This window comes from Bacteroides sp. AM10-21B, assembly GCF_003472565.1.
GTDB classification, from domain to species: domain Bacteria; phylum Bacteroidota; class Bacteroidia; order Bacteroidales; family Bacteroidaceae; genus Bacteroides; species Bacteroides propionicigenes.
On record NZ_QRME01000009.1, the window covers coordinates 89,159 to 110,577 of the forward strand.

17 protein-coding genes and 1 tRNA gene are annotated in these 21,419 nt (G+C 42.3%); 6 read left to right on the forward strand and 12 right to left on the reverse strand.

Going from position 1 to position 21,419, the window contains the following annotated elements; genetic code table 11:
• Nucleotides 1–12 precede the first annotated feature (12 nt).
• The 6 genes from DW121_RS12995 to DW121_RS13020 form a co-directional block, all read right to left on the reverse strand.
• Nucleotides 13–1,764, reverse strand: coding sequence for a RagB/SusD family nutrient uptake outer membrane protein (locus DW121_RS12995; protein WP_118324005.1), 1,752 nt, complete (start codon nucleotides 1,762–1,764; stop codon nucleotides 13–15).
• 10 nt (nucleotides 1,765–1,774) lie between these two features.
• Nucleotides 1,775–4,717 carry a SusC/RagA family TonB-linked outer membrane protein gene (locus DW121_RS13000; protein ID WP_118324006.1) on the reverse strand — a complete coding sequence of 981 codons (2,943 nt, stop codon included), beginning with the start codon at nucleotides 4,715–4,717 and terminating at the stop codon, nucleotides 1,775–1,777.
• A gap of 82 nt (nucleotides 4,718–4,799) precedes the next feature.
• The gene (locus DW121_RS13005; protein WP_118324007.1) at nucleotides 4,800–5,975 is read right to left on the reverse strand and encodes an AGE family epimerase/isomerase; all 1,176 of its coding nucleotides are present in this window, start codon (nucleotides 5,973–5,975) and stop codon (nucleotides 4,800–4,802) included.
• A 27-nt stretch (nucleotides 5,976–6,002) separates the two neighbouring features.
• Nucleotides 6,003–6,920: a dihydrodipicolinate synthase family protein gene (locus tag DW121_RS13010; protein WP_117712705.1), complete on the reverse strand. Its 918-nt coding sequence runs from the start codon at nucleotides 6,918–6,920 to the stop codon at nucleotides 6,003–6,005.
• 38 nt (nucleotides 6,921–6,958) lie between these two features.
• Nucleotides 6,959–8,194: an MFS transporter gene (locus DW121_RS13015; RefSeq protein ID WP_118324041.1), complete on the reverse strand. Its 1,236-nt coding sequence runs from the start codon at nucleotides 8,192–8,194 to the stop codon at nucleotides 6,959–6,961.
• Nucleotides 8,195–8,329: 135 nt separating this feature from the next.
• Nucleotides 8,330–8,776 carry a YhcH/YjgK/YiaL family protein gene (locus DW121_RS13020; protein WP_118324008.1) on the reverse strand — a complete coding sequence of 149 codons (447 nt, stop codon included), beginning with the start codon at nucleotides 8,774–8,776 and terminating at the stop codon, nucleotides 8,330–8,332.
• A gap of 148 nt (nucleotides 8,777–8,924) precedes the next feature.
• Here DW121_RS13020 and DW121_RS13025 point away from each other — a divergent pair, with 148 nt between their 5' ends.
• Nucleotides 8,925–10,133 carry an ROK family transcriptional regulator gene (locus tag DW121_RS13025; protein ID WP_117712575.1) on the forward strand — a complete coding sequence of 403 codons (1,209 nt, stop codon included), beginning with the start codon at nucleotides 8,925–8,927 and terminating at the stop codon, nucleotides 10,131–10,133.
• 97 nt (nucleotides 10,134–10,230) lie between these two features.
• Here DW121_RS13025 and DW121_RS13030 read toward each other — a convergent pair whose 3' ends face one another.
• From DW121_RS13030 to DW121_RS13040, 3 genes are read right to left on the reverse strand one after another with little or no spacing between them, the layout of a single operon-like run.
• Entirely contained in the window at nucleotides 10,231–10,554 is a 324-nt protein-coding gene (locus DW121_RS13030) for a UpxY family transcription antiterminator (RefSeq protein WP_369834718.1), read from the reverse strand.
• Nucleotides 10,551–11,666, reverse strand: a complete 1,116-nt coding sequence (locus DW121_RS13035) for a Wzz/FepE/Etk N-terminal domain-containing protein (protein ID WP_117712579.1) — start codon at nucleotides 11,664–11,666, stop codon at nucleotides 10,551–10,553. Before DW121_RS13035 ends, DW121_RS13030 begins: the two co-directional genes overlap by 4 nt.
• Nucleotides 11,667–11,675: 9 nt before the next feature.
• Nucleotides 11,676–14,243 carry a polysaccharide biosynthesis/export family protein gene (locus tag DW121_RS13040; RefSeq protein ID WP_187120038.1) on the reverse strand — a complete coding sequence of 856 codons (2,568 nt, stop codon included), beginning with the start codon at nucleotides 14,241–14,243 and terminating at the stop codon, nucleotides 11,676–11,678.
• 315 nt (nucleotides 14,244–14,558) lie between these two features.
• Here DW121_RS13040 and DW121_RS13045 point away from each other — a divergent pair.
• The 5 genes from DW121_RS13045 to DW121_RS13065 all read left to right on the forward strand — a co-directional run bounded on the left by DW121_RS13045 (nucleotide 14,559) and on the right by DW121_RS13065 (nucleotide 19,347).
• Nucleotides 14,559–14,631 (forward strand) — tRNA-Thr (locus DW121_RS13045).
• 93 nt (nucleotides 14,632–14,724) lie between these two features.
• Complete coding sequence (gene mltG, locus DW121_RS13050; protein WP_118324010.1) at nucleotides 14,725–15,765, forward strand: endolytic transglycosylase MltG; 1,041 nt, start codon at nucleotides 14,725–14,727, stop codon at nucleotides 15,763–15,765.
• Between the two features lie 77 nt (nucleotides 15,766–15,842).
• Nucleotides 15,843–17,435, forward strand: coding sequence for a thiamine pyrophosphate-dependent enzyme (locus DW121_RS13055; RefSeq protein ID WP_117712585.1), 1,593 nt, complete (start codon nucleotides 15,843–15,845; stop codon nucleotides 17,433–17,435).
• 4 nt (nucleotides 17,436–17,439) lie between these two features.
• The gene (locus DW121_RS13060) at nucleotides 17,440–18,021 is read left to right on the forward strand and encodes an indolepyruvate oxidoreductase subunit beta (protein ID WP_118324011.1); all 582 of its coding nucleotides are present in this window, start codon (nucleotides 17,440–17,442) and stop codon (nucleotides 18,019–18,021) included.
• A gap of 18 nt (nucleotides 18,022–18,039) precedes the next feature.
• Entirely contained in the window at nucleotides 18,040–19,347 is a 1,308-nt protein-coding gene (locus DW121_RS13065; protein WP_118324012.1) for a phenylacetate--CoA ligase family protein, read from the forward strand.
• A 738-nt stretch (nucleotides 19,348–20,085) separates the two neighbouring features.
• Here the strand turns inward: DW121_RS13065 and rplT are convergent.
• The 3 genes from rplT to infC all read right to left on the reverse strand — a co-directional run bounded on the left by rplT (nucleotide 20,086) and on the right by infC (nucleotide 21,406).
• Entirely contained in the window at nucleotides 20,086–20,436 is a 351-nt protein-coding gene (rplT, locus tag DW121_RS13070; RefSeq protein WP_004289896.1) for a 50S ribosomal protein L20, read from the reverse strand.
• Between the two features lie 101 nt (nucleotides 20,437–20,537).
• Nucleotides 20,538–20,735, reverse strand: coding sequence for a 50S ribosomal protein L35 (gene rpmI, locus DW121_RS13075; RefSeq protein WP_117712591.1), 198 nt, complete (start codon nucleotides 20,733–20,735; stop codon nucleotides 20,538–20,540).
• A 65-nt stretch (nucleotides 20,736–20,800) separates the two neighbouring features.
• Nucleotides 20,801–21,406 carry a translation initiation factor IF-3 gene (infC, locus tag DW121_RS13080; protein WP_117712707.1) on the reverse strand — a complete coding sequence of 202 codons (606 nt, stop codon included), beginning with the start codon at nucleotides 21,404–21,406 and terminating at the stop codon, nucleotides 20,801–20,803.
• Nucleotides 21,407–21,419 lie beyond the last annotated feature (13 nt).

The window sequence follows — 21,419 nt, forward strand, 5'->3', positions numbered from 1 at the left end:
AATCGTACTCTTTTAATAACCAGGATTATTTTCCGTAATATATGGATTATTATTTACTTCATTAAGAGGAATAGGCAACCACTCATTTTTATTGGGTGTAAATCCTTTGTAGTCACCTGCAGATACAAATTTTTTAAAGTAAGGATCGGACGCTGTCAAAGAAGAAAATCGTTTTGACAGTTCACCCCAGCGAAGTAAATCATAATATCTGTGTCCTTCTAAGGCAAATTCCAAAACCCTTTCATGTTTTACATCATCCATAGTGACAGCGGTCAAATCCGAAAAATTTGCACGATTACGCACCTTATTGACAGCTTGAAGAGGAGTCATTGTTCTTTGTGTTCCTCCTGACAAAACAGCCTCAGCATACATTAATAGTACATCAGCATAACGAATATACCTCCAGTTTACACCATGAGCACGAGGCTGATTATATACATATTCTTTAGTACCAGCACCTACACCTGTTAATTTAGGAGACCCATCTGCGTTTGTCATCATAGGCATGGCATTATCTAATCCTTTTTTTATCCCCGCTTTAAAAGGATGCGCCAATGAATTGGCGACCAGTTCAAAACCTTCCTTTCCATCTACCGCAGGATATAAATCCTCCCAATGAAATCCTCCCGGACCCTCCAAACGTATTTTATTACCGGAAGCATCAGTATGCAGCTTTATTTCCGGCTTCAAATCATCAAACATCAATGTGGAAAACATACGGATGTCTGTACAACCGTCCTTATCGATAGAACCAACAAAAGTATCATACAGCCAATTTTGTGCAACACCTTCATAGCCAACTCCTGCACCTGGTAACATCAGTCCACGAGAATCAAATGCCAAACCAGAAGTAGCAAGTCCAGGATTGAAACTGTTATTTTCAACATCGCCCAAGAACTGAATTTCTAACAGAGCTTCATCATTATTTTCATGGGCTACATCAAAATTATCTGCATAGTCAGGCATCAAACTATAAGTGCCATATTCCCCGTCAATAATATCTCCAAATTCTTTGGCAGCTTCACTATAAAATGTAGTCTTATCTGTTCCGTAATTTGTTTCAATACCGCTACGGTATAAATAACATTTTCCTAACAATGCCGCAGCAGAAGCCTTAGTTACGCGTCCGGCATTATCTGCACTCCAGTATCCTTTTTTCGGAAGTAGTTCCTTAGCTTTCATTAAATCACTTTGAATAAAATCCCACACTTCTGAAGGAGCTTCTAAAGGTCGCACATAGTCATTTGCATTACGTGGCATTTGCCTCACTGGAGAGATATTACGAAAATTAAGCAATAAATAATAATGAGCAAAAGCTCTCCAAAAATAGGCTTCTCCCATATAGGCATTTCGTAATTCTTCATTACCCTTGAAATTGACCTCTGGAGACATTTCTATAATATATGAAGCTTGAGATGCCGTAGTATACATCAAAGTATAAGGTTGCTCTATTGTATAATAACTAGGATTCAAATCAGCACCATACATACCAGGTTTACCATAGTCGGAATTGGAAGCTGCCTCATCCGAACGTATTATCTGAGTTTTCGACCCGGATGCACCTAAGCACCGCTGAGTAGAAATATAACCATACATAGTCATGACCGCATTATTCACAGCTTCAGGGGTAGTGAAATAAGAACTCATACTGGGTTGGTTGGGATTAATAGCAAGATCGTCAAAAACGCCATCACAACCCTGCAACGCCAAGCTCCCTCCTACTAGGAGCATAGCAGCTATTGTTGATATATTTTTCATATTCATATGTTTTTAATTAAAATGAAGCATTGAAACCAAATGTAAATGTTCGTGCATTAGGATAGGAAGCGTTATCTATACCACGCGAAAACAAAGCATTCGAACTTACTTCCGGATCATAACCTGAATAACTAGTTATAGTGAACAAGTTTTGTACTCCAGCATATATACGCAACTTATTAAATGAAATCTTATTAAGCAGACTCTTTGGCAAATTATAGCCTACCTGCAGATTCTTACAACGGAAATACGAACCATCTTCAATATAGAACTCACTTGGCAAAGAGTTTCCGCCATTTGTATTCTGGGTTTTCATAATAGGAATGCTTGCATTATGATTTGTTTTACTCCAAGCATTTAATACATCCGTTACACAGTTATTGGAATAATCAAAATAATAAGTATATTTCTTTTGATTAAAGATTTCATTTCCAGATACACCTTGGAAAAACATAGTCAAATCAAAATCTTTATACGACATCGTCAGGTTCAATCCATAGTTAAAATCAGGGATAGGATTACCAAGAATAACTTTATCATTGGCATTCACAATTCCATTTTTATCAGTATCAGAGAAAATAAAGTTACCTTCTGCATCGAAGCCATCTATTTTATAACCATAAAAAGAGCCAATAGCTTCTCCTGGCTTGGTGATGGAAGCTGCATCATTGAAGAAACTGGACATCGCACCAGAGGTAATAGGTTGAACGTTCTCTCCCAATGACAAGACTTCATTTTTTAAAGTAGAAAAATTGAACGTTGCATCAATATTAAAATCCTTCGTTAATTGCTTACGATAGTTTATTAAGAACTCCCAACCAGTATTCTTTACAGATGCAGAATTGACATAGGGCTTTTCACGTGAACTATTAATTTCAAAAATTTGACCAGAAGACAAATTCAAATCTATCTGTGCCAGCAAATCCACATTCTTCTTCACAAAATAATCCACCTGCAAAGTCAATTCATTGTTCAAGAAGCCTAGTTCAAGACCTATATCTGTAGTTTTGGCTGTCTCCCATGTCAAATCTCTGGACTTTAAGTAAGCTGAACGGCCATTTACATAGCGTTTTCCATTTAAAGTATAAGGAATTGGACCATATGCAATAGCATCAAAATTGTACGGAGATAAGAAGTTTGCTCCAAGTTCACCATAGCTTGCACGAAGTTTCAATTTACTAACCACTCTGTTTTGAAACCAATTTTCTTGATGAACATTCCATCCCGCTGATATAGAAGGGAAATAGCCCACCCTATTATCTTTATAGAACTTAGAGGACTCATCCCGACGAATACTTGCAGATAATAAATATCTGTCTTTATAATCATAATTCAAACGGGCAAAAAATGAAAGTAATGCAGCATTAGAATCACCTGCTGAAATCTTACCATCTACATTGCTAAAACCTGTAATATCTGTTCCTCCTAAATCATCAATAGTAGAGATAGACATATTTCTATTATATTCACGCATCCAGCTAGTACCAAGCAATGCATCAATAGAATGTCCAGCAAATGTCTTATTATAAGTAATCAAGTTATCAATCGTATAGGTAAACTCTTCACCTCTTGATTCTGAAATAGAATTCTTAGGGCTTCCATAGTCCTTATCCGGAGTTCCATCTTCATTCCATTTAGTATAATATTCAGGAGAATGAGTATAATTGTGAGAATTACTATAATTACCACTAAACGAAAATTTATATTTCAATCCATCCCATATGTCTAACTGGGCATTAATAGCACCGATAATGTCAGTAACCTTATTGTACTTGTCAGTGTAATGTAATGGTGCAATCTTATTTTGTGCTTTTCCATCTTCCGGATTAATGTAATAATCCGATCCTCCCGAGAAGAATCGACCCTCTGAATCATAAATAGGAAGAGTTGGTAAAGAGATATTAAATGTCGTAGTAGGAGTTTTGTCACGATGAGTAATAGCAACATTTTCTGACAAAGAGAATATTCCCTTTTTATAGGAAGAGTTTACTCTAAAATTATATCGTTTATAATCTGAATAAATAGTCATACCTGTTTGATCTAAATATCCTACACTTGTACTAAAAGTTGAGTTTTCTCCACCTCCGGAAATACTAGCGTTCAAATTCCACATAGGTGCATATTGAATCCATTCTTTAGCCCAATCTGTATCAACATCTGGATAAGTAGGATTATCATTTTCAGGAGCATGTGCCAATCCGCTATTCTCAGCAACCATATTAGCAAACTGTCTCCATTGTGCAGCATTCAAAAAATCAGGAATATTGGTAGGGGTTTGAAAAGCATAGGAACCATCTATTTCTATAACAGGTTTCCCGCTTTTTCCTTTTTTAGTAGTAATCAGTACGACACCATTCGCTGCACGAGAACCATAAATAGCTGCTGCAGCGCCATCCTTCAAAATTTCGATAGACTCAATATCGTTAGGATTCAAAGAAGTCAATCCACTGTTACTAAAAGCCCCGTCAATAACATACAGCGGTTCTGTAGCGCCGAAAGAGGCAGCACCACGAATCACAATATTTACATCCGCACCAGCAACACCTGCCTGCTGTATAATATCAACACCCGGAGTACGTCCTTGTAAGGTAGACGCAACATTAGAAGAGACTTGTTTTACAATTTCTTTACTAGAAACAGAGGCTACGGATCCCGTTAAACTAGACTTCTTCTGTACACCATAGCCGACAACAACCACCTCTGCCAACTGTTCAGAATCCTCCAACAAGGTTACATTAACCACTGTTTTATCACCAACTTTTATTTCCTGTGTCTTATAGCCAATATAACTAAAAACAAGTGTTGAGCCGGAAGAAACATTCAAAGAATATATTCCATCAACATTCGTTATAGTACCATTGGAAGTGCCTTTCTCTAAAACAGAAACTCCAATGACCGGCTCATTCTGAGCATCGACCACCTTACCTGTTATCGACTTCTGTTGTGCTATTGCAAACATAGTAGTACATAAGCAGAACAGCATTAATAAATACTTCTTCATAGAATTAATTTTTGGATTATAAATAGGTAATTAAGATTAACTAAAGTAGTTCTTTGCACAACATATAACTGCGAATCATCATCCGAGGTATATGGAAAGGACCTTTAAAAAGATTACCCTTAGCGGGTTGGGCTATCGTGCCGTCGCGATGCAAATAACCGTACCATTCACCATATTCCTTATCGGGGAAATGGGTATAAGTCCAGTCGCTGATTTGCCGGTGCATAGCAAGATATTTTTCATCATGAGTCGCCTGATAGGCATAAAGAGTAGCAATAATCGCTTCGGTCTGCGGCCACCAGAATTTCATATCCTGAGAATAATCCTGCGCAGGGAAATGACGGCAATCCCGGAAATTAATTATGCCTCCATATTCTTTGTCCCAGCCCCATTCCCAAGACCAATCAAGAATCTGCAGCGCCATCTGCACCAACTCCTTATCCCAATTACGAAAGCGGGCTTCCTCCAAAATGAACCAAGAAGTCTCGATGCAATGCCCCGGATTAATGACCCGACCGTTGCAAGTATCAATAAACTCCCCATCCTTACCTACCGTTTCCAGTAATGCCTTGAACTCAGGATGAATGAAGTATTTGCGAAGAGCCGCAAGCGAGTCGTTGATTTGCGTGTCGAGTATCGGATCGGAAATGGCTGCGCGTATACGAGATGCAGTGTTAATTAGAATCATCGTAATGGAATGTCCGCGAGCTTGCAGCGTAGGCAGATACTTAGGTTCCAAGAAACCGGGGGTGGAAAGAAACCTCTGTATGTTTTTGAAAAGCGACAGTGCTTTTTCTGCATAACTCCCGTCGCCGGAAGCTATGGCATACTCTGCCATGGCAATAGCTGCAAAACATTCGGAAAATACATAGCGGCGCTTACGCAAGGGCTTACCGTCATCGGTAATCTCAAAATACATATGCCCGTCTGTATCAAAACAATATTTTTCTATAAAGTCGATACAGCTCTTGGATGCAGCAAGCCATTCGGGATTTTTCTCCATATTATTGTAAGCATAGGCTGCTATAAATCCAAAACGTCCCTGAAACCATACTGATTTTGTGGTGTCCATCAAAGTTCCGTCACGGTCAATGCAAGTGTAAACCCCACCATGTTTATGGTCGAGCCCATGCTTCATCCAAAACGGCATGATATTCTCTGTGAAATCCTGACGATAGGATGCAGACCACGAATTTAAATAATCCGTCACATTCATAGGTTTTCTTTTTTAAAGTTTATCAATCTAAAATTTATTGCAACGTTCAAAGAAATGGATAGCTTCAAGTTCTGCCTTCATCCGTTGCTCTTCTTCCTCCGTCATATTCTGGAAAGGAGTACGGTTCTTGCCCAAATCAAGACCTATCAACTTCATAATACGCTTGCCTCCCACTATATTTCCACGGAAATGACAGATAACGTTTATCACCTCCTGAGAGAAGTTCTGACGCTCGCGGGCCAACTCCAAATCACCGGCTTTCCAAGCATCTATGATACCAACCAATTCTTTTCCATTATAATTGGTAGTACCGCCAATACCGCCTTGCGCGCCTCCCATTGCAAGGCAGGGAAGTATTGTTTCGTCCTGACCATGCAGCATATCGTATTTTCCTCCTTTATACAATCGGCATTGATTGTATTCGTACATACTCTCGAACGTATATTTTATACCTGCAAAATTGGGCACGCGTCCATCAACAGCTTCCAATAGCTTAACCATAGGCAAGAATGCCCCGTTGAATGCAGGGATATGATAGTAATAGAAAGGAAGGCTCGGAGCGCCGGAAGCAATTTCTTCTATATACTTCACCAGTTCTTCAATACGACCGATTTTAGGAAAAGGAGGAGCCATCGCACCAATACCCCAAGCTCCGATTTTTTGAGCGTGCTCCGCCAGCATACGACTCGCCTTTACACAACAACTACCCACATGGACAATCACCTTAAAACCTGCAGGGGCTACTGCAACCCAACGCTCAGCAAGTTTCATCCGCTCTTCTTCCGTCAGCATATATCCCTCTCCGGATGAGCCATTAATAAACACTCCCTGAAGCCCGTTTTTCTGTAACATCTTAGCATAAGCCTCAATGGGCTCATAATTCACTTCACCATTTTCATAAAATGGAGTAAAAGGCGCATCAATCAATCCGATAATCTTTTCCATATTCATATTCTTTATATTGTTATACATATTATCTGTTATTATTCCATATTATCTGTCTTAGGACGAAGGAAGTATAGTTGCAATGACAAAGCAATCAGCACAATTACACTGAGCATGGCAAATCCCTGCCCCAGATTGCCTCCGTCTGTCCACTTTCCTAACAACTCGGTAACGGCAGCACCTGCAAAGACTCCGGTCATATTCATTACTCCATAGGCTGTAGCACGATGTTTGGCAGATACAAACTGACAAAGAATAGGCATATTATTGGCATCGAAAATACCAAAGCCGACTCCAAATAACAGTCCCGCTCCAACAACGGACACAAAGCTGTGACCGAATCCCAGCAACAGCAACGCCGGCACAGTCAGTCCCAATCCGATGGCTCCTGTATAGACACGTCCCCGGATGTTTTTCTGAACCCAACGATCGGACAAGATACCTCCGATAATGACTCCTATAAAGGATGAAAAGGCAATTGTAATGGTAGAAATGGGACCTGCCTCTGACATCGGAATATTTAAGTTCTCGGCAAACAGCGTTGGCAACCAGTTCTTTGTAGCCCAACCCGGAAGGCTCGGAGCTGCAAAATAAAAGAGGATAATCCAAAATGCCCAAGTGGAGAAAAGCATACTGAGCCCGCTGAACAAAGATGGTTTCTTCTCTCCCCTCTCCAACGGAACTTCCTTTACTGAAGCATGAGCCGGATTTTCACGAAGTGCAACCACTAATATCAATGAATAAACAATACCTATTATACCAAACCAATGAAAAGTGGAATGCCATGAAAACATTGCTGCAACCGTAGCGCCAAAACCACCGATAGCCTGCCCCACATAAAGCCCCGTCATATGTACTCCAATAGCCAATGAACGGGATTTACCCTGATGCCAGTCTGCAATTAGAGATAAAGCGGAAGGTATATAGAGTGCCTCGCTTACTCCCATCACCGCACGCAACCAATACAATTCATGAAAATTATCGGCATATCCCATTAAATAGGTAACGGCAGACCACACAAACAAACTACCTACAACCAGCCACTTACGGCTAAAACGGTCGGCAATCATACCGGCAACAGGACTCATGAATCCGTAAATCCACAAGAAGATAGCCATTAACGCACCAAACGCCTCCGCCTTATTCAGTTCTACAATATCGACCTTCATCGCCTCTTGCATAGTAGAAAGCATTTGGCGATCCATGTAATTGAGCAAAGCAACCACCCATAACAGAGCAACGACTACCCAAGGATACAGATTTTTGTTTTTCATAATCATTAATTAAAGCTATATTTATTTATCTCGTTGCAAATATATCAATCATTTTAATATATACAAAATATTTAATAAATTATTTTATTAAATAATGAGATATAATTAAAGATATATATCTAATAAGAGAGTATATCACAACTTTACCTTAGCTATCAGCTTACGAATCTTCCCCTGCCCAATGACAGGCGCATGGGGATCTTCCGGATATACAATCATAAACTGACCGGGATTTAAATCAACCCACATAGTAGAACAATCTGAATACAAGGCGCAATCACCCTCTTCTTCGTAAGGCTTAACTTGCTGTTTTACATCTTCAATCGCTTTCCATCCTATTCTTTCCACGCCTTGCAACAAAATATGTACATCAATATAGGCACGATGCACTTCAAGCACCTGCTTATCCTGTGCAACGCATTCAGGATTTATATTCATGACAAACAAATTATCACCGTCTATATCAATACGCCCCAACTCTGCATGAAGCAAATCATGCGTTTTTACATAGTCAAAAAGAGTTTTAAACTGAGGATGAAGCATCTCTATCCTACCACTGTTCTGCAAATTTGATACAATCATATTCTATTTTTTTTAATTAAACATATAATCTCGGAGGCAAATATAGAAACAAATTTAATTTTAAAAGAATTATTAATAAATTATTTTATTAATATCGAATATAAAAGCAAATTTATTATCTTTGTAAAAATTCAATATAAGCAAAGGTATGAGACAGCAGCTATTAAAAGAAATAGAGTCGGGAAGCAAAAGTGCTCTCGTAAAAAAGAGGATTATTACACATTATATATATAATGGCAGTTCCACCATTACGGATTTATCCAAAGAATTGGATTTAAGCATACCTACCGTCACTAAATTTATCAGTGAGATGTGCGAAGATGGATATATCAATGATTATGGAAAATTAGAAACCAGTGGAGGACGACACCCCAGTTTGTATGGTCTTAATCCTGAATCAGGGTACTTTATCGGAGTTGACATAAAAAAATTCGCTGTCAATATCGGTTTAATCAACTTCAAAGGTGACATGATGGAGTTAAAAATGAATATTCCATATAAACTTGAAAATACACCGGAAGCAATGGAAGAGTTATGCAAATTAATAAACTCTTTCATCAAAAAGGCAAAAGTCAATACAGAGAAAATTCTAAATATCAATATTAACATATCCGGACGTGTTAATCCGGAATCGGGTTACAGCTTCAGCCAATTTAATTTCTCCGAGCGTCCATTAGCCGAAGTCCTCACCGAGAAAATAGGATATCAAGTCTGCATAGATAACGACACCCGGGCGATGACCTATGGAGAATACCTGCAAGGATGCGTAAAAGGAGAAAAAAACATCATCTTTGTCAACCTTAGCTGGGGACTTGGTATAGGAATCATCATAGACGGCAAAATATATACCGGAAAATCCGGCTTCTCCGGAGAATTTGGCCATATAAATGTCTTTGACAATGAAATACTATGCCACTGTGGTAAAAAAGGATGCCTGGAAACGGAAGCATCCGGCTCTGCACTATACAGAACCTTACTGGAACGCATCAAAAATGGTGAATGTTCTATCTTATCGGGTAGAATAGACAACAGAGAACTGCCGCTTACATTGGATGAAATAATAGCTGCCGTAAATAAGGAAGATTTATTATGTATTGAAATCGTAGAAGAAATCGGTCAGAAATTAGGTAAACAAATAGCAGGATTAATCAACATTTTTAATCCCGAACTTGTAATTATCGGGGGGACTTTGTCGTTGACCGATGATTATATAGCCCAACCTATAAAAACAGCGATAAAAAAATATTCCTTGAATTTAGTGAATCAGGATTCCACCATCACACTATCCAAACTGAAAGACAAAGCAGGAATCATAGGTGCTTGTATGCTGGCACGAAGCCGGATGTTTGAGTGCTGACATCTATATTTATATATGCAGGAGGGTGTCTCAAAATGAATATTGAGACACCCTCCTGCATTTTCTCAGTCTTATTCTGCTATCTATGAAGTAATAACTATTTCAATAAATGAGCAAATTTTGCCGACAACTCCGCCTTATCTGCACTAACCAATAAGTTATCCCCTTTAGAATCTACCAACAAAGCAGCATTCTGCGAAGCAGCGAAAGATGCTACATCAGCTGTTTCTTCAACAAAAAGGCAACCGGGGAACAGAGGCACAAACACTTCTTTGGTTTGTCCTTTCCATTTCTTGAATACGACTTGCATAGGACAAAATGCAGTATAACCTGCAGCATTCAGACGCTGCATCAGTTTACGTTCCGACCTTGGCGCTGTATACAGAGCGTACCAACGATTCATTTCATTATTAGCTATCATATTGCTTTGTTTGCTTTTCTCCATCCTTTAATTAAATCTTTCACAAATAGTATCCAACCGACACATCCTACTCCCGCCAAGAATACAAATCCGATAAGAATCATAATTTTATTCGGTTTGGCTGCACGTAACGGTACTGTAGCCGGTTGCACAACTGTATATACCGGAGTGATTTCCTGCACCTTGGCCCTTGCCATTTGCAATTGGCCGGAAACCTGCGTATAAACAGAATATGCCAATTCCACTTCATTCTTCAAGCGTTCCTGCTCAGCACGATAACTCAACAGAATGATGTTTTGGTTAGCATCTGCAAATGTAGCATATTTTTTTTGAGCTTCCTCATAATCAGCCTTAGCTTCTTTATAAAGTCTTTCGGTAAAAGCTAAATCGTGGCGGGCTTTATTGGTACGGTAGTCTGTGATGTAATTCTGCAAACAGTGCATAACCGTATCTGTCAACGATGCCGAAATCAAAGGATCCTGCATCGTAACCTCCAGCGTTGTGACTCCTGTCTTTTTATCAATAGTGACCAAAATACGTTTGCTCAACGCTTCTGCCACTCTTGCTTCATCCATGGTCAAATGAAAAGGATCGGTCTTTCCCTCCCGCTTTTCCGGCTTATCTTTGAACAACGACATTGTCCATCCCAGAGCCTTAAATGGAGCGGACACTACAGCACTCATCCAAGATGAACGCTGGTACTCATCCAAATAAGCATATAAAGTAGTATCTATCTTGCTTTTTTGGTCTTTTACTTTTACATCAAACAATTCCAACAAAAAGGGCGTTGACTTGACAATATCAGGATATAACTCAGGCGATAAGGCATCTTCTCCGGACGAAGCGCCACCGATATTAATACCCGCCATGGCCGCTAACGCTCCCATGCTTCCACCACCTGTCTTACTGGAACTCTCAGGAGCCAATGTCACCTTCGTAGAATATTCTTTGGGAATGCTGAACGCTACAACCACACCTATAAGAGCAGCAATACCACATGCCTTGAAAAGCAGTTTACGCTCGGCCCATACTTTCTGGGCAAGCTCAATCAAGTCTATTTCTTGTTCTTCCGGCTGCTGAGGTGTTATCTTCTGTATATTTTCTTCGCTCATAATTCTTAATTACTTAAAGAGGTTAACCATAGTAGCAATCATCGTAGCCAAAGAAGCCGCAGAGGTACCCATACCTATTATTTCGGCAGGAGTCATCTTCTTCTTCGGATCTTTGCTCGGAACAATTATCTCACATCCCGGCTCAATATATTTTGAACTACCCGACTTCAAACGAGACACCGTACCGTTCATATGTACAACGTATGCTCTTCGTTTTTTGGCATCATTACCAAATCCACCCGCTTGGTTCACATAATACTTCCAGCCCTCTCCTTCTTTATAAAGAACTGTATTGGGATACATCACAGCACCGCTAATCTTGACTGTACTTACAAATTCAGGCACAAAGAGCATATCTCCCTCACGCAATACCATATCATAGTCTGAACCCGGATTTTGCAAAGCCTTTTCCAAGTTGATACCAACCGAATAAGTATCGGACAAATCTAACTTCTTTACAGAAATGGAATCACCGCCGGAAGTCATCTGTGCCATACGCAGCACATCCTCTTTACGACGAAGTTCTTCTTCGGTCATTTTACGCAACAAACGAGCGCCTTTCGCATATGCATCCGAAGAAATACCTCCGGCCTTGGTAATCAAATCACTCAAGCGTTCATTCTTCTTAGATAACGCGTAGTTTCCGCTAAAGAGCACCTCTCCCGCTACTGTCACAGTCTGCTGACGATAGTAAGCCGGGCTCTTGCGGATGTATACTTCATCGAACGGCTCAAGATGGAAAGATTCGCCTCCCTCACCCACTAACAAACCGTCTTTCAAATCGAAAGAGAAATTCTGGCCGACATTGCCGCTGAATGCGGTACTTTTCGGGTCTTTCATACGACGGGCAACTTCCACTCTGGTAGTAGCTGCAGATTCCAATAAACCGCCTGCTTGTATAATCAAATCCTCCACCGTCATCTTATCCGCATACAGATAAGTTCCGGGATCGGCAACCTCTCCATGAATGGCTACCGTAGTCTCCTCCCTCAAATCTTGAACACTGGGGATAAACAATATATCATTTTTCTGCAAAGGAATATCCGCAACAACGCCCTCCAACAAACCTTTCAAGTCTATTGAAATCATTTCCCGGGTCAAGTCCTCGTATTCACGGCTGATTACGGCACGGTTCAAGAAGGCATCACCCCGTATACCTTCGGCCTTCTTTATCAACTGCTTCACAGTATTTACCTCTCCGCTCAACTGATACAACCCTTCACGATATACGGCACCACGAACTTCCACACGATTTTCAAAACGGTCAAGAACAGAATCCACCGTCAATACATCTCCATCCTCAAGGCGGAATACGGAATAATCCATTTCATCAACATTGAATATCTGATGCTCGCGACCACTCTTACGTACAAGGCGGACAGCCTTCTTATAAGCATCACCTGTAAAATTACCGGCATATCTCAGCAAAGTGGCAATCGTTTCGGTAGGTTTCATCTCGTAGAACATAGGACGCTTTACCTTGCCCAAGATTTGCACCAAAGTTTGATAAGGATTAACAAGAATTACATCACCATCCTGCAAACGAATATCATTTTTCAGGCGGCCTTCCATTATAAAATCATAGATATCTACATCAGCGACAGTCACTCCGTCACGTATAACTTTTATGCTGCGGAGACTACCTATCTTATTTACTCCCCCTGCCCAATACAATGCGTGGAAAACGGACGCGAATGAAGAAAGAGTGTAGGTACCGGGCACAACAACCTCTCCCATGACATTCACCTGAATGGAACGAATCTCACCCAAAGTCAATTTTATCTGGGTATTAGGAGTTTCTCCCGTAACACCTGCATATATTTTGGCAAATTCATTCTTCAGATAAGTATTGGCCTCTTTTACAGTCTTTCCACCCAAATAAACCGGACCTAAATTTTCAATCTGCACAGTACCTTCAGGAGAAATCGTCTCTCTGATGGTAGTTTGAGAAGCCCCCCAAACATCAATGATAACTTCATCACCTGCACCCAAACGATAATTATTAGGGGTTGCCACATTTATATTAGGCTCAAATGTCAGATACTCATTATCAAAAATATTATGTCCGAAAATTTGTTGGGTGGGATCCTCTTTTTTCTCTTTTTTCACCTTGGTCGGAGCAAACAAATTATCATATCCCAAATAGTCCGTTTGTTCTTCACCATCCAATTCCAATTCGGATTCCATCTCACCTCCGTCGCGCTGTTTATTCTTGTCGGTCTTAGCGCGCAACCCTTTAATAGTTTGCTTCTTAGAGTTGGCATTGCTCAGCTCGGAATCATCCTGAGAGATATTCTTGTTTTTGTTTTCGTATTTTTGGGGAGTACGCAAGCGCGAGTCACTCTTCTCCACTCCGGCACTTACATCCGTCTTTCCTGAATACTTTGACTGTATTCTTTGAATTTGTTCTTTCGTAACCCCTTTCTTCATCAACTCAATTGACATCTGCTGTTGTGTCTTTCCCGCCTGTTGAGCCTCCTGCACGTATTGAATGACTTGTTCGTCTGTCATTCTCTGGGCAAAAACTACACTTGATACTGTGAACATCAACAAACATAAAAGTATAAATCTGCGCATAAATAAGACTTTTGATTAATCCTTTAGTAATCTAGTTATGTTTTTAAATTGGGGGCAAAGGTAATACTTTATTTTCATAATATACATTTATTTCATTCCGAAGTTTCGGAAAAAGAATTAATTCCCTACCTCAATACTACAGGGACTTCCTCACTATTATCACCTACTGCAAAGACCTTGTTTTCCGGACATTTTTTTGAAGTTCAATCTTTTTACCATAAGTTATTTTTGAACGCCACAAATATTTCTAAAAAATCGGGCAATTCTTTTTGCCAATTCAAATAAAGATGTACCTTTGCACCCCGTAAGTAAAAGGCCGCTATAGCTCAGTTGGTAGAGCAACGCATTCGTAACGCGTAGGTCGCCAGTTCAAGTCTGGCTAGCGGCTCAATGAAAAGACTGATATCTAAATATCGGTCTTTTTCTTTTTTTTCCAAAATCTTGCTAACTTTGCCCGACTCAAAAAAACAACCAGGATTATATGGAAAAGAAGAAGAAAAAAAGAATCCTTCTCGGAGTATTGGCATTTGTTCTGCTCGCAGGCATCGCAGGTGCAGGCGCAGTGTATTATTACCTGTTCGCTCCGCAATTTCACCCTCAAAAGACAACTTACGTCTACATCGACCGTGACGACACGGCAGATTCCATATATAATAAGGTGAAAACACAGGGAAAGCCCAACAGCTTCATCGGCTTCAAATGGATGGCCCAATGGCGCAAGTACCCCCGCAATATCCATACCGGACGCTACGCGATACGTCCCGGTGAAAACGTCTATCATGTATTCAGCCGCTTCTACAGAGGATACCAAGAACCCATGAACCTGACAATAGGAAGTGTACGCACCTTAGACAAACTGGCACGCAGCGTAGGAAGACAGCTGATGATTGACTCCGCCGAAATAGCCGGAGTAATGAACGATTCGCTGTTCCAACAGAAATTGGGATACAACAAAGAGACGATAGCCTGCCTCTTCATTCCCGAAACCTATCAGGTGTATTGGGACATGAGTGTGGATGATTTCTTTAAACGGATGCAGAAAGAACATCAAAAGTTCTGGACTCAAGAACGTCTCAATAAAGCCCGGACCATCGGCATGACGCCGGAAGAGGTATGCACGCTCGCCTCCATCGTTGAGGAAGAAACCAACGACAACCCGGAGAAACCCGTGGTTGCAGGTCTGTACATCAACCGCCTGCATACCGGTATGCCGCTACAAGCTGACCCCACCATAAAGTTTGCACTGCAAGACTTCGGCCTGCGACGAATCTCCAATGCACACCTCACAATTGATTCGCCCTACAACACTTACCGCAACCTCGGCCTGCCGCCCGGTCCCATCCGCATTCCTTCTCCCATAGGTCTGGACGCAGTACTTAACCATACCAAGCACAACTACATTTACATGTGTGCCAAAGAAGATTTTTCCGGTACTCATAACTTTGCATCCAACTATGCCGAGCACATGAGAAATGCAAGAAAATACTGGAAGGCTTTAAACGAAAGAAAGATTTTCAATTAATATTATAATAAAATAAAAGCAAAAAGCTATATTTGCGATTATTATTAAAACCGTGACTAACACTTAAACAATAAAAAATGAGCAAGCAACTCTTACTTGGCGATGAAGCCATTGCACAAGCTGCATTAGACGCCGGACTTTCAGGTGTATATGCCTATCCGGGCACTCCTTCGACGGAGATTACCGAATATATCCAAATGGCACCGATTACTGCCGAAAAAGGTATCCACAACCGTTGGTGTTCCAACGAAAAGACCGCTATGGAGGCAGCCTTGGGAATGTCGTTCGCAGGAAAACGTTCACTGGTGTGCATGAAGCATGTAGGTATGAACGTAGCAGCCGACTGCTTCATCAACTCCGCCATTACCGGCGTTAAAGGCGGTACAATCGTCATTGCAGCCGATGACCCCAGTATGCATTCATCACAAAACGAACAAGATAGCCGCTTCTATGGTGACTTCGCATTAATCCCGATGTACGAACCGAGCAACCAGCAAGAAGCCTACGATATGGTTTACAACGGATTTGCCTTTTCCGAACAAACCGGCGAACCTCTGCTGATGCGTATGGTTACCCGTTTGGCACACTCCCGTTCCGGCGTAGAGCGCAAAGCCCAACAACCCCAAAACGATATTTCCTTCAGCGATGATCCGCGCCAGTTCATCCTGCTTCCCGGCAATGCCCGCAAACGCTACAAACAGCTGTTGCAACGTCAGGATGAATTCATAAAAGCATCGGAAAACTCACCATACAACCAGTACATTGACGGTCCCGACAAAAAGCTCGGTGTCATAGCTTGCGGTATCGGATACAACTACCTCATGGAGAACTATCCCGAAGGCTGCGAATATCCGGTATTAAAAATCGGTCAATACCCGCTCCCCAAGAAGCAACTGATGCAGCTCGTAGAAGCCTGCGACGAAATACTCGTCCTGGAAGACGGACAACCCTTTGTAGAAAAACAACTGAAAGGCTATCTCGGCATCGGCATAAAAGTCAAAGGACGTTTGGACGGTACACTGTCACAAGACGGAGAATTGAATCCGGACAGCGTAGCACGTGCCGTAGGCAAAGAAAACAAAGCCGAGTTCGCCGTTCCGTCACTCGTGGAGATGCGCCCGCCCGCCTTGTGCGAAGGCTGCGGACACCGCGATATGTACACCGTACTCACCGAAGTGCTGCGTGAGGAATATCCCGCCCATAAGGTATTCAGCGACATCGGCTGCTACACTTTAGGAGCCAACGCCCCCTTCAACGCCATCAACTCCTGCGTAGACATGGGTGCTTCCATTACAATGGCTAAAGGCGCTTCGGATGCAGGAGTACATCCTGCAGTTGCCGTTATCGGCGACTCCACATTCACCCATTCCGGCATGACAGGCTTGCTGGACTGCGTCAACGAGAATGCCAACGTAACCATCGTAATCTCCGACAACGAAACCACCGCCATGACCGGCGGACAAGATTCAGCCGGAACAGGCCGTCTCGAAGCTATTTGCGCAGGAATCGGCGTAGCGCCGGAACATATCCGGGTGGTAGTTCCTTTGAAGAAGAACTACGAGGAAATGAAACAAGTAATCCGTGAAGAAATCGAATACCGCGGCGTATCCGTCATCATTCCCCGCAGAGAATGTATCCAAACCTTAGCACGTAAGAAACGAAACAAGTAAAACCATGAAAAAAGATATTATACTTTCCGGCGTAGGTGGACAAGGTATCCTCTCTATCGCCACCGTAATCGGCCAGGCAGCCCTGAAAGGCGGATTATACATGAAACAAGCCGAAGTGCACGGAATGAGCCAGCGAGGCGGCGACGTACAGTCCAATCTTCGCATCAGCGACCGCCCCATCGCCTCCGACCTCATTCCTACGGGCAAATGCGACCTCATCATATCCCTGGAACCGATGGAAGCGTTGCGCTATCTCCCCTACCTCAGTCCCGAAGGCTGGCTGGTGACCAACGAAGTCCCTTTCATCAACATCCCCCGCTATCCTGCCGAGGAAGCGCTCAAGGCCGAACTTGACAAACTTCCCCACAAAATTGTACTGAACGTGAACGAAGTAGCCAAAGAAGTCGGCTCTCCCCGCGTTGCCAATATCGTGCTGCTGGGAGCCACCATCCCGTTCCTCGGCATTGATTACCAAAAAGTACAGGACAGCATCCGTGACATTTTCCAACGCAAAGGCGAAGCCATCGTAGAACTGAATCTCAAAGCCCTGGCCGCCGGCAAGGAAATCGCAGAAAATCTGATGTAAATCAAAATTCCAATAACCATGAATGACAAATACTGGGAAGAAGAGATAGAGACCATGCCGCGTGAGAAGTTGCGTGAACTGCAACTTCAGCGGCTTAAAAAAACAATCAGTATTGCAGCAAATTCTCCCTATTACAAACAAGTATTTCAAGAGCACGGCATTACAGCGGACAGTATTCAGTCGGTAGAAGACATCCGGAAAATTCCGTTCACCACCAAAGCGGATATGCGCGCCAACTACCCTTTCGGACTCGTGGCAGGCAATATGCACGAAGACGGCGTACGCATCCACTCTTCCAGCGGAACCACGGGAACTCCTACCGTCATCGTCCACTCCCGGCACGACTTGGACTCTTGGGCGAATCTTGTGGCACGCTGCCTGTACACAGTAGGTATCCGCAAAACCGATGTTTTCCAAAACAGCTCCGGCTATGGCATGTTTACCGGCGGATTGGGTTTCCAGTACGGCGCCGAACGCCTGGGAGCGTTGACCGTACCTGCAGCTGCCGGAAACAGCAAGCGGCAAATCAAGTTCATCATGGACTTCAAAACCACCGCCCTGCATGCCATCCCCAGCTACGCCATACGTTTAGCGGAAGTATTTCAGGAAGAAGGTATCGACCCGGCATCTACCACACTGAAAACGCTCGTCATCGGAGCCGAGCCCCATACGGACGAACAACGCAAGAAAATTGAACGTATGTTGGGCGTCAAAGCCTACAACAGTTTCGGAATGACCGAGATGAACGGTCCCGGTGTAGCCTTTGAGTGCACCGAACAGAACGGAATGCACTTTTGGGAAGATTGCTATCTGGTCGAAATCATCAATCCCGAAACCGGAGAACCTATCCCCGACGGCGAGATTGGAGAACTGGTGCTGACTACCCTTGACCGCGAAATGATGCCGCTGATACGCTACCGTACGCGCGACCTCACCCGCATACTCCCCGGCAAGTGCCCATGCGGACGCACGCACCTGCGTATCGACCGTATCAAAGGCCGTAGCGATGATATGTTCATTATCAAGGGTGTCAACATCTTCCCCATGCAAGTGGAAAAAGTATTGGTACAGTTCCCCGAACTGGGCAGCAACTACCTCATTACCCTGGAAACCATCAACAATCAAGATGAAATGATTGTGGAAGTAGAGCTCAGCGACTTATCCACCGACAACTATATAGAACTGGAGAAAGTACGTAAGGCTATTTCCCGTCAGCTGAAAGATGAAATCCTTGTCACCCCCAAGGTAAAGCTTGTCAAGAAAGGCTCTTTGCCACAAAGCGAAGGAAAAGCCGTCAGAGTAAAAGACTTGCGAGATAACAAATAGCATTTTTGCCGGCACACAGCATTTCCCCGCGTTATTACAACGCAGATTAATCACTTGCGCTGTGCCGGCAATAACCGTCTCCCTCATTGATTTTCCCCTTTTAGTACGTACAAAACATCATTATGCACGAAGCAAAGCTTCGTTTTGCAGCTGCGGGCTGTACGGTTTCCATATGCGGGCTCTGCAGCCCGCATATGGAAACCGTACAGCCCGCAATTGAAAAACGAAGTTTTACTTATAGTTCTGCTCCATTATACAACTGTCAAAACAAGATATAGAACGTAGTAATGACTATAAAAGCACTGGGAGAAAGGAAGCTATGAAAAGGAGAAGAAAGGGAAAAGAATAAAAGAAAGAGGAACGGTAGTCAACCAAGATTACCGTTCCCCTTTTATAGAAAGCCGCACCGATGATGTGATGAAACTCCGTATGACATGATTTGAGTGCCCGTCCTCTTTGTAATCCACCGACTCAAGAGTTACCCCGAAGGGCGTGGCCCGCCATTAAGAACTGAAGCTTGTCTCGGTATTTCATTAAAATTGATGAGTTTCCCGATCCAATCAATGCGGCTATTTTTTCTACTTCAAAGGTAGTAAGATTATACGAAAGAAACAAGAAAAACAAGAAATTTGTTTGTCTGCACCTCATGTTTTCACACTTCACCGAGCTTACTAAAAACAAAAAGTGCCGATTACGTATTTGTAATCAGCACTTTGCAGGTTTATTCTTTACCTCAGCTTATGCAGCTTTTGCTTTAGCAACAATAGCCTTGAAAGCTTCCGGGTGATTCATTGCTAAATCAGCCAAAACTTTACGGTTAATTTCAATACCAGCTTTGTGCAGAGCTCCCATCAGTTTAGAATAAGACATACCTTCCAGACGTGCAGCAGCGTTGATACGTTGAATCCACAAAGCGCGGAAGTTTCTTTTCTTATTCTTACGGTCACGGAACGCATAAGTCAAACCTTTTTCCCAAGTATTCTTGGCAACGGTCCATACGTTCTTTCTTGCACCAAAGTAACCTCTGGTCAATTTCAAAATTTTCTTTCTTCTTGCTTTAGAAGCAACATGATTTACTGATCTTGGCATAGTTTTACTTGTTTTTGAATGTTAGCGCCGGTGCTTCACGCAGCGGACTTAAAGCTAATGCATCCGGTTAATAACTTTAATAATACTTCGTACGCTTTTGATTACTTCATAGCTAAGAGTTCCTTAACCTGGCTCGCATCTGTCGGGCTGACAAGTGTAGAGTAACACAGATTTCTCTTTTGCTTCTTGGTTTTCTTAGTCAGAATGTGACTGTGAAAAGCGTGCTTTCTTTTGATTTTACCTGTTCCGGTAAGAGTAAATCTCTTTTTAGAACCGGAGTTAGTCTTCATCTTTGGCATCTTACTTATTTTTTAATTATTTAATTATATGGCAACGCACTATACCTGCGGCGTTGCTCATTTCTTTAGTCTTCACTTTGTTCTTCAGCCGGAGCTGCATCTTTCGGAGCCTCTGCGGGTTTCGGTGCGGCAGGCTTCTTGGGAGCGGCGCCCTTCTTCGGTGAAAGCTGAATAGTCATTCTCTTTCCTTCCAGAATCGGCATCTGATCTACTTTCGCATAGTCTTCCAAATCATTGGCAAAACGCAGCAACAAAACTTCGCCTTGTTCTTTGAATAAAATAGAACGACCTTTGAAGAACACGTATGCCTTTACCTTGTCGCCATCTTCCAAAAATCCTTTGGCATGTTTCAGTTTGAAGTTATAGTCATGGTCATCTGTCTGAGGACCGAAACGTATTTCCTTCACATTCACTTTTACCTGCTTCGCCTTTTGTTCCTTCTGACGCTTCTTTAACTGATAAAGAAATTTAGAGTAATCAATAATACGACAAACAGGGGGTTGTGCATTGGGAGAAATCTCTACGAGATCCACTTCCATTTCCTCGGCTATCTTCAAAGCCTGAGCTATCGGATATACTTTAGGTTCCACTTCATCGCCCACAATGCGGACTTCTTTGGCACGGATTTGCTCATTAATCCGATGTTGCCCTTTTAAGCTGTCATTCTTCATTAAATAACGTTTA

Excerpts from the sequence above, each read along its gene's own strand:
- DW121_RS13000 (WP_118324006.1), bottom strand. The coding sequence starts at position 4,717 with ATGTTTGCAATAGCACAACAGAAGTCGATAACAGGTAAGGTGGTCGAT.
- DW121_RS13030 (WP_369834718.1), bottom strand. The coding sequence starts at position 10,554 with ATGATAGCTAATAATGAAATGAATCGTTGGTACGCTCTGTATACAGCG.
- mltG (WP_118324010.1), top strand. The coding sequence starts at position 14,725 with ATGGAAAAGAAGAAGAAAAAAAGAATCCTTCTCGGAGTATTGGCATTT.
- DW121_RS13025 (WP_117712575.1), top strand. The coding sequence starts at position 8,925 with ATGAGACAGCAGCTATTAAAAGAAATAGAGTCGGGAAGCAAAAGTGCT.
- rplT (WP_004289896.1), bottom strand. The coding sequence starts at position 20,436 with ATGCCAAGATCAGTAAATCATGTTGCTTCTAAAGCAAGAAGAAAGAAA.
- infC (WP_117712707.1), bottom strand. The coding sequence starts at position 21,406 with ATGAAGAATGACAGCTTAAAAGGGCAACATCGGATTAATGAGCAAATC.
- DW121_RS13055 (WP_117712585.1), top strand. The coding sequence starts at position 15,843 with ATGAGCAAGCAACTCTTACTTGGCGATGAAGCCATTGCACAAGCTGCA.
- DW121_RS13015 (WP_118324041.1), bottom strand. The coding sequence starts at position 8,194 with ATGAAAAACAAAAATCTGTATCCTTGGGTAGTCGTTGCTCTGTTATGG.
- DW121_RS13005 (WP_118324007.1), bottom strand. The coding sequence starts at position 5,975 with ATGAATGTGACGGATTATTTAAATTCGTGGTCTGCATCCTATCGTCAG.
- DW121_RS13020 (WP_118324008.1), bottom strand. The coding sequence starts at position 8,776 with ATGATTGTATCAAATTTGCAGAACAGTGGTAGGATAGAGATGCTTCAT.
- DW121_RS13065 (WP_118324012.1), top strand. The coding sequence starts at position 18,040 with ATGAATGACAAATACTGGGAAGAAGAGATAGAGACCATGCCGCGTGAG.
- rpmI (WP_117712591.1), bottom strand. The coding sequence starts at position 20,735 with ATGCCAAAGATGAAGACTAACTCCGGTTCTAAAAAGAGATTTACTCTT.
- DW121_RS13035 (WP_117712579.1), bottom strand. The coding sequence starts at position 11,666 with ATGAGCGAAGAAAATATACAGAAGATAACACCTCAGCAGCCGGAAGAA.
- DW121_RS12995 (WP_118324005.1), bottom strand. The coding sequence starts at position 1,764 with ATGAATATGAAAAATATATCAACAATAGCTGCTATGCTCCTAGTAGGA.
- DW121_RS13010 (WP_117712705.1), bottom strand. The coding sequence starts at position 6,920 with ATGGAAAAGATTATCGGATTGATTGATGCGCCTTTTACTCCATTTTAT.
- DW121_RS13040 (WP_187120038.1), bottom strand. The coding sequence starts at position 14,243 with ATGCGCAGATTTATACTTTTATGTTTGTTGATGTTCACAGTATCAAGT.
- DW121_RS13060 (WP_118324011.1), top strand. The coding sequence starts at position 17,440 with ATGAAAAAAGATATTATACTTTCCGGCGTAGGTGGACAAGGTATCCTC.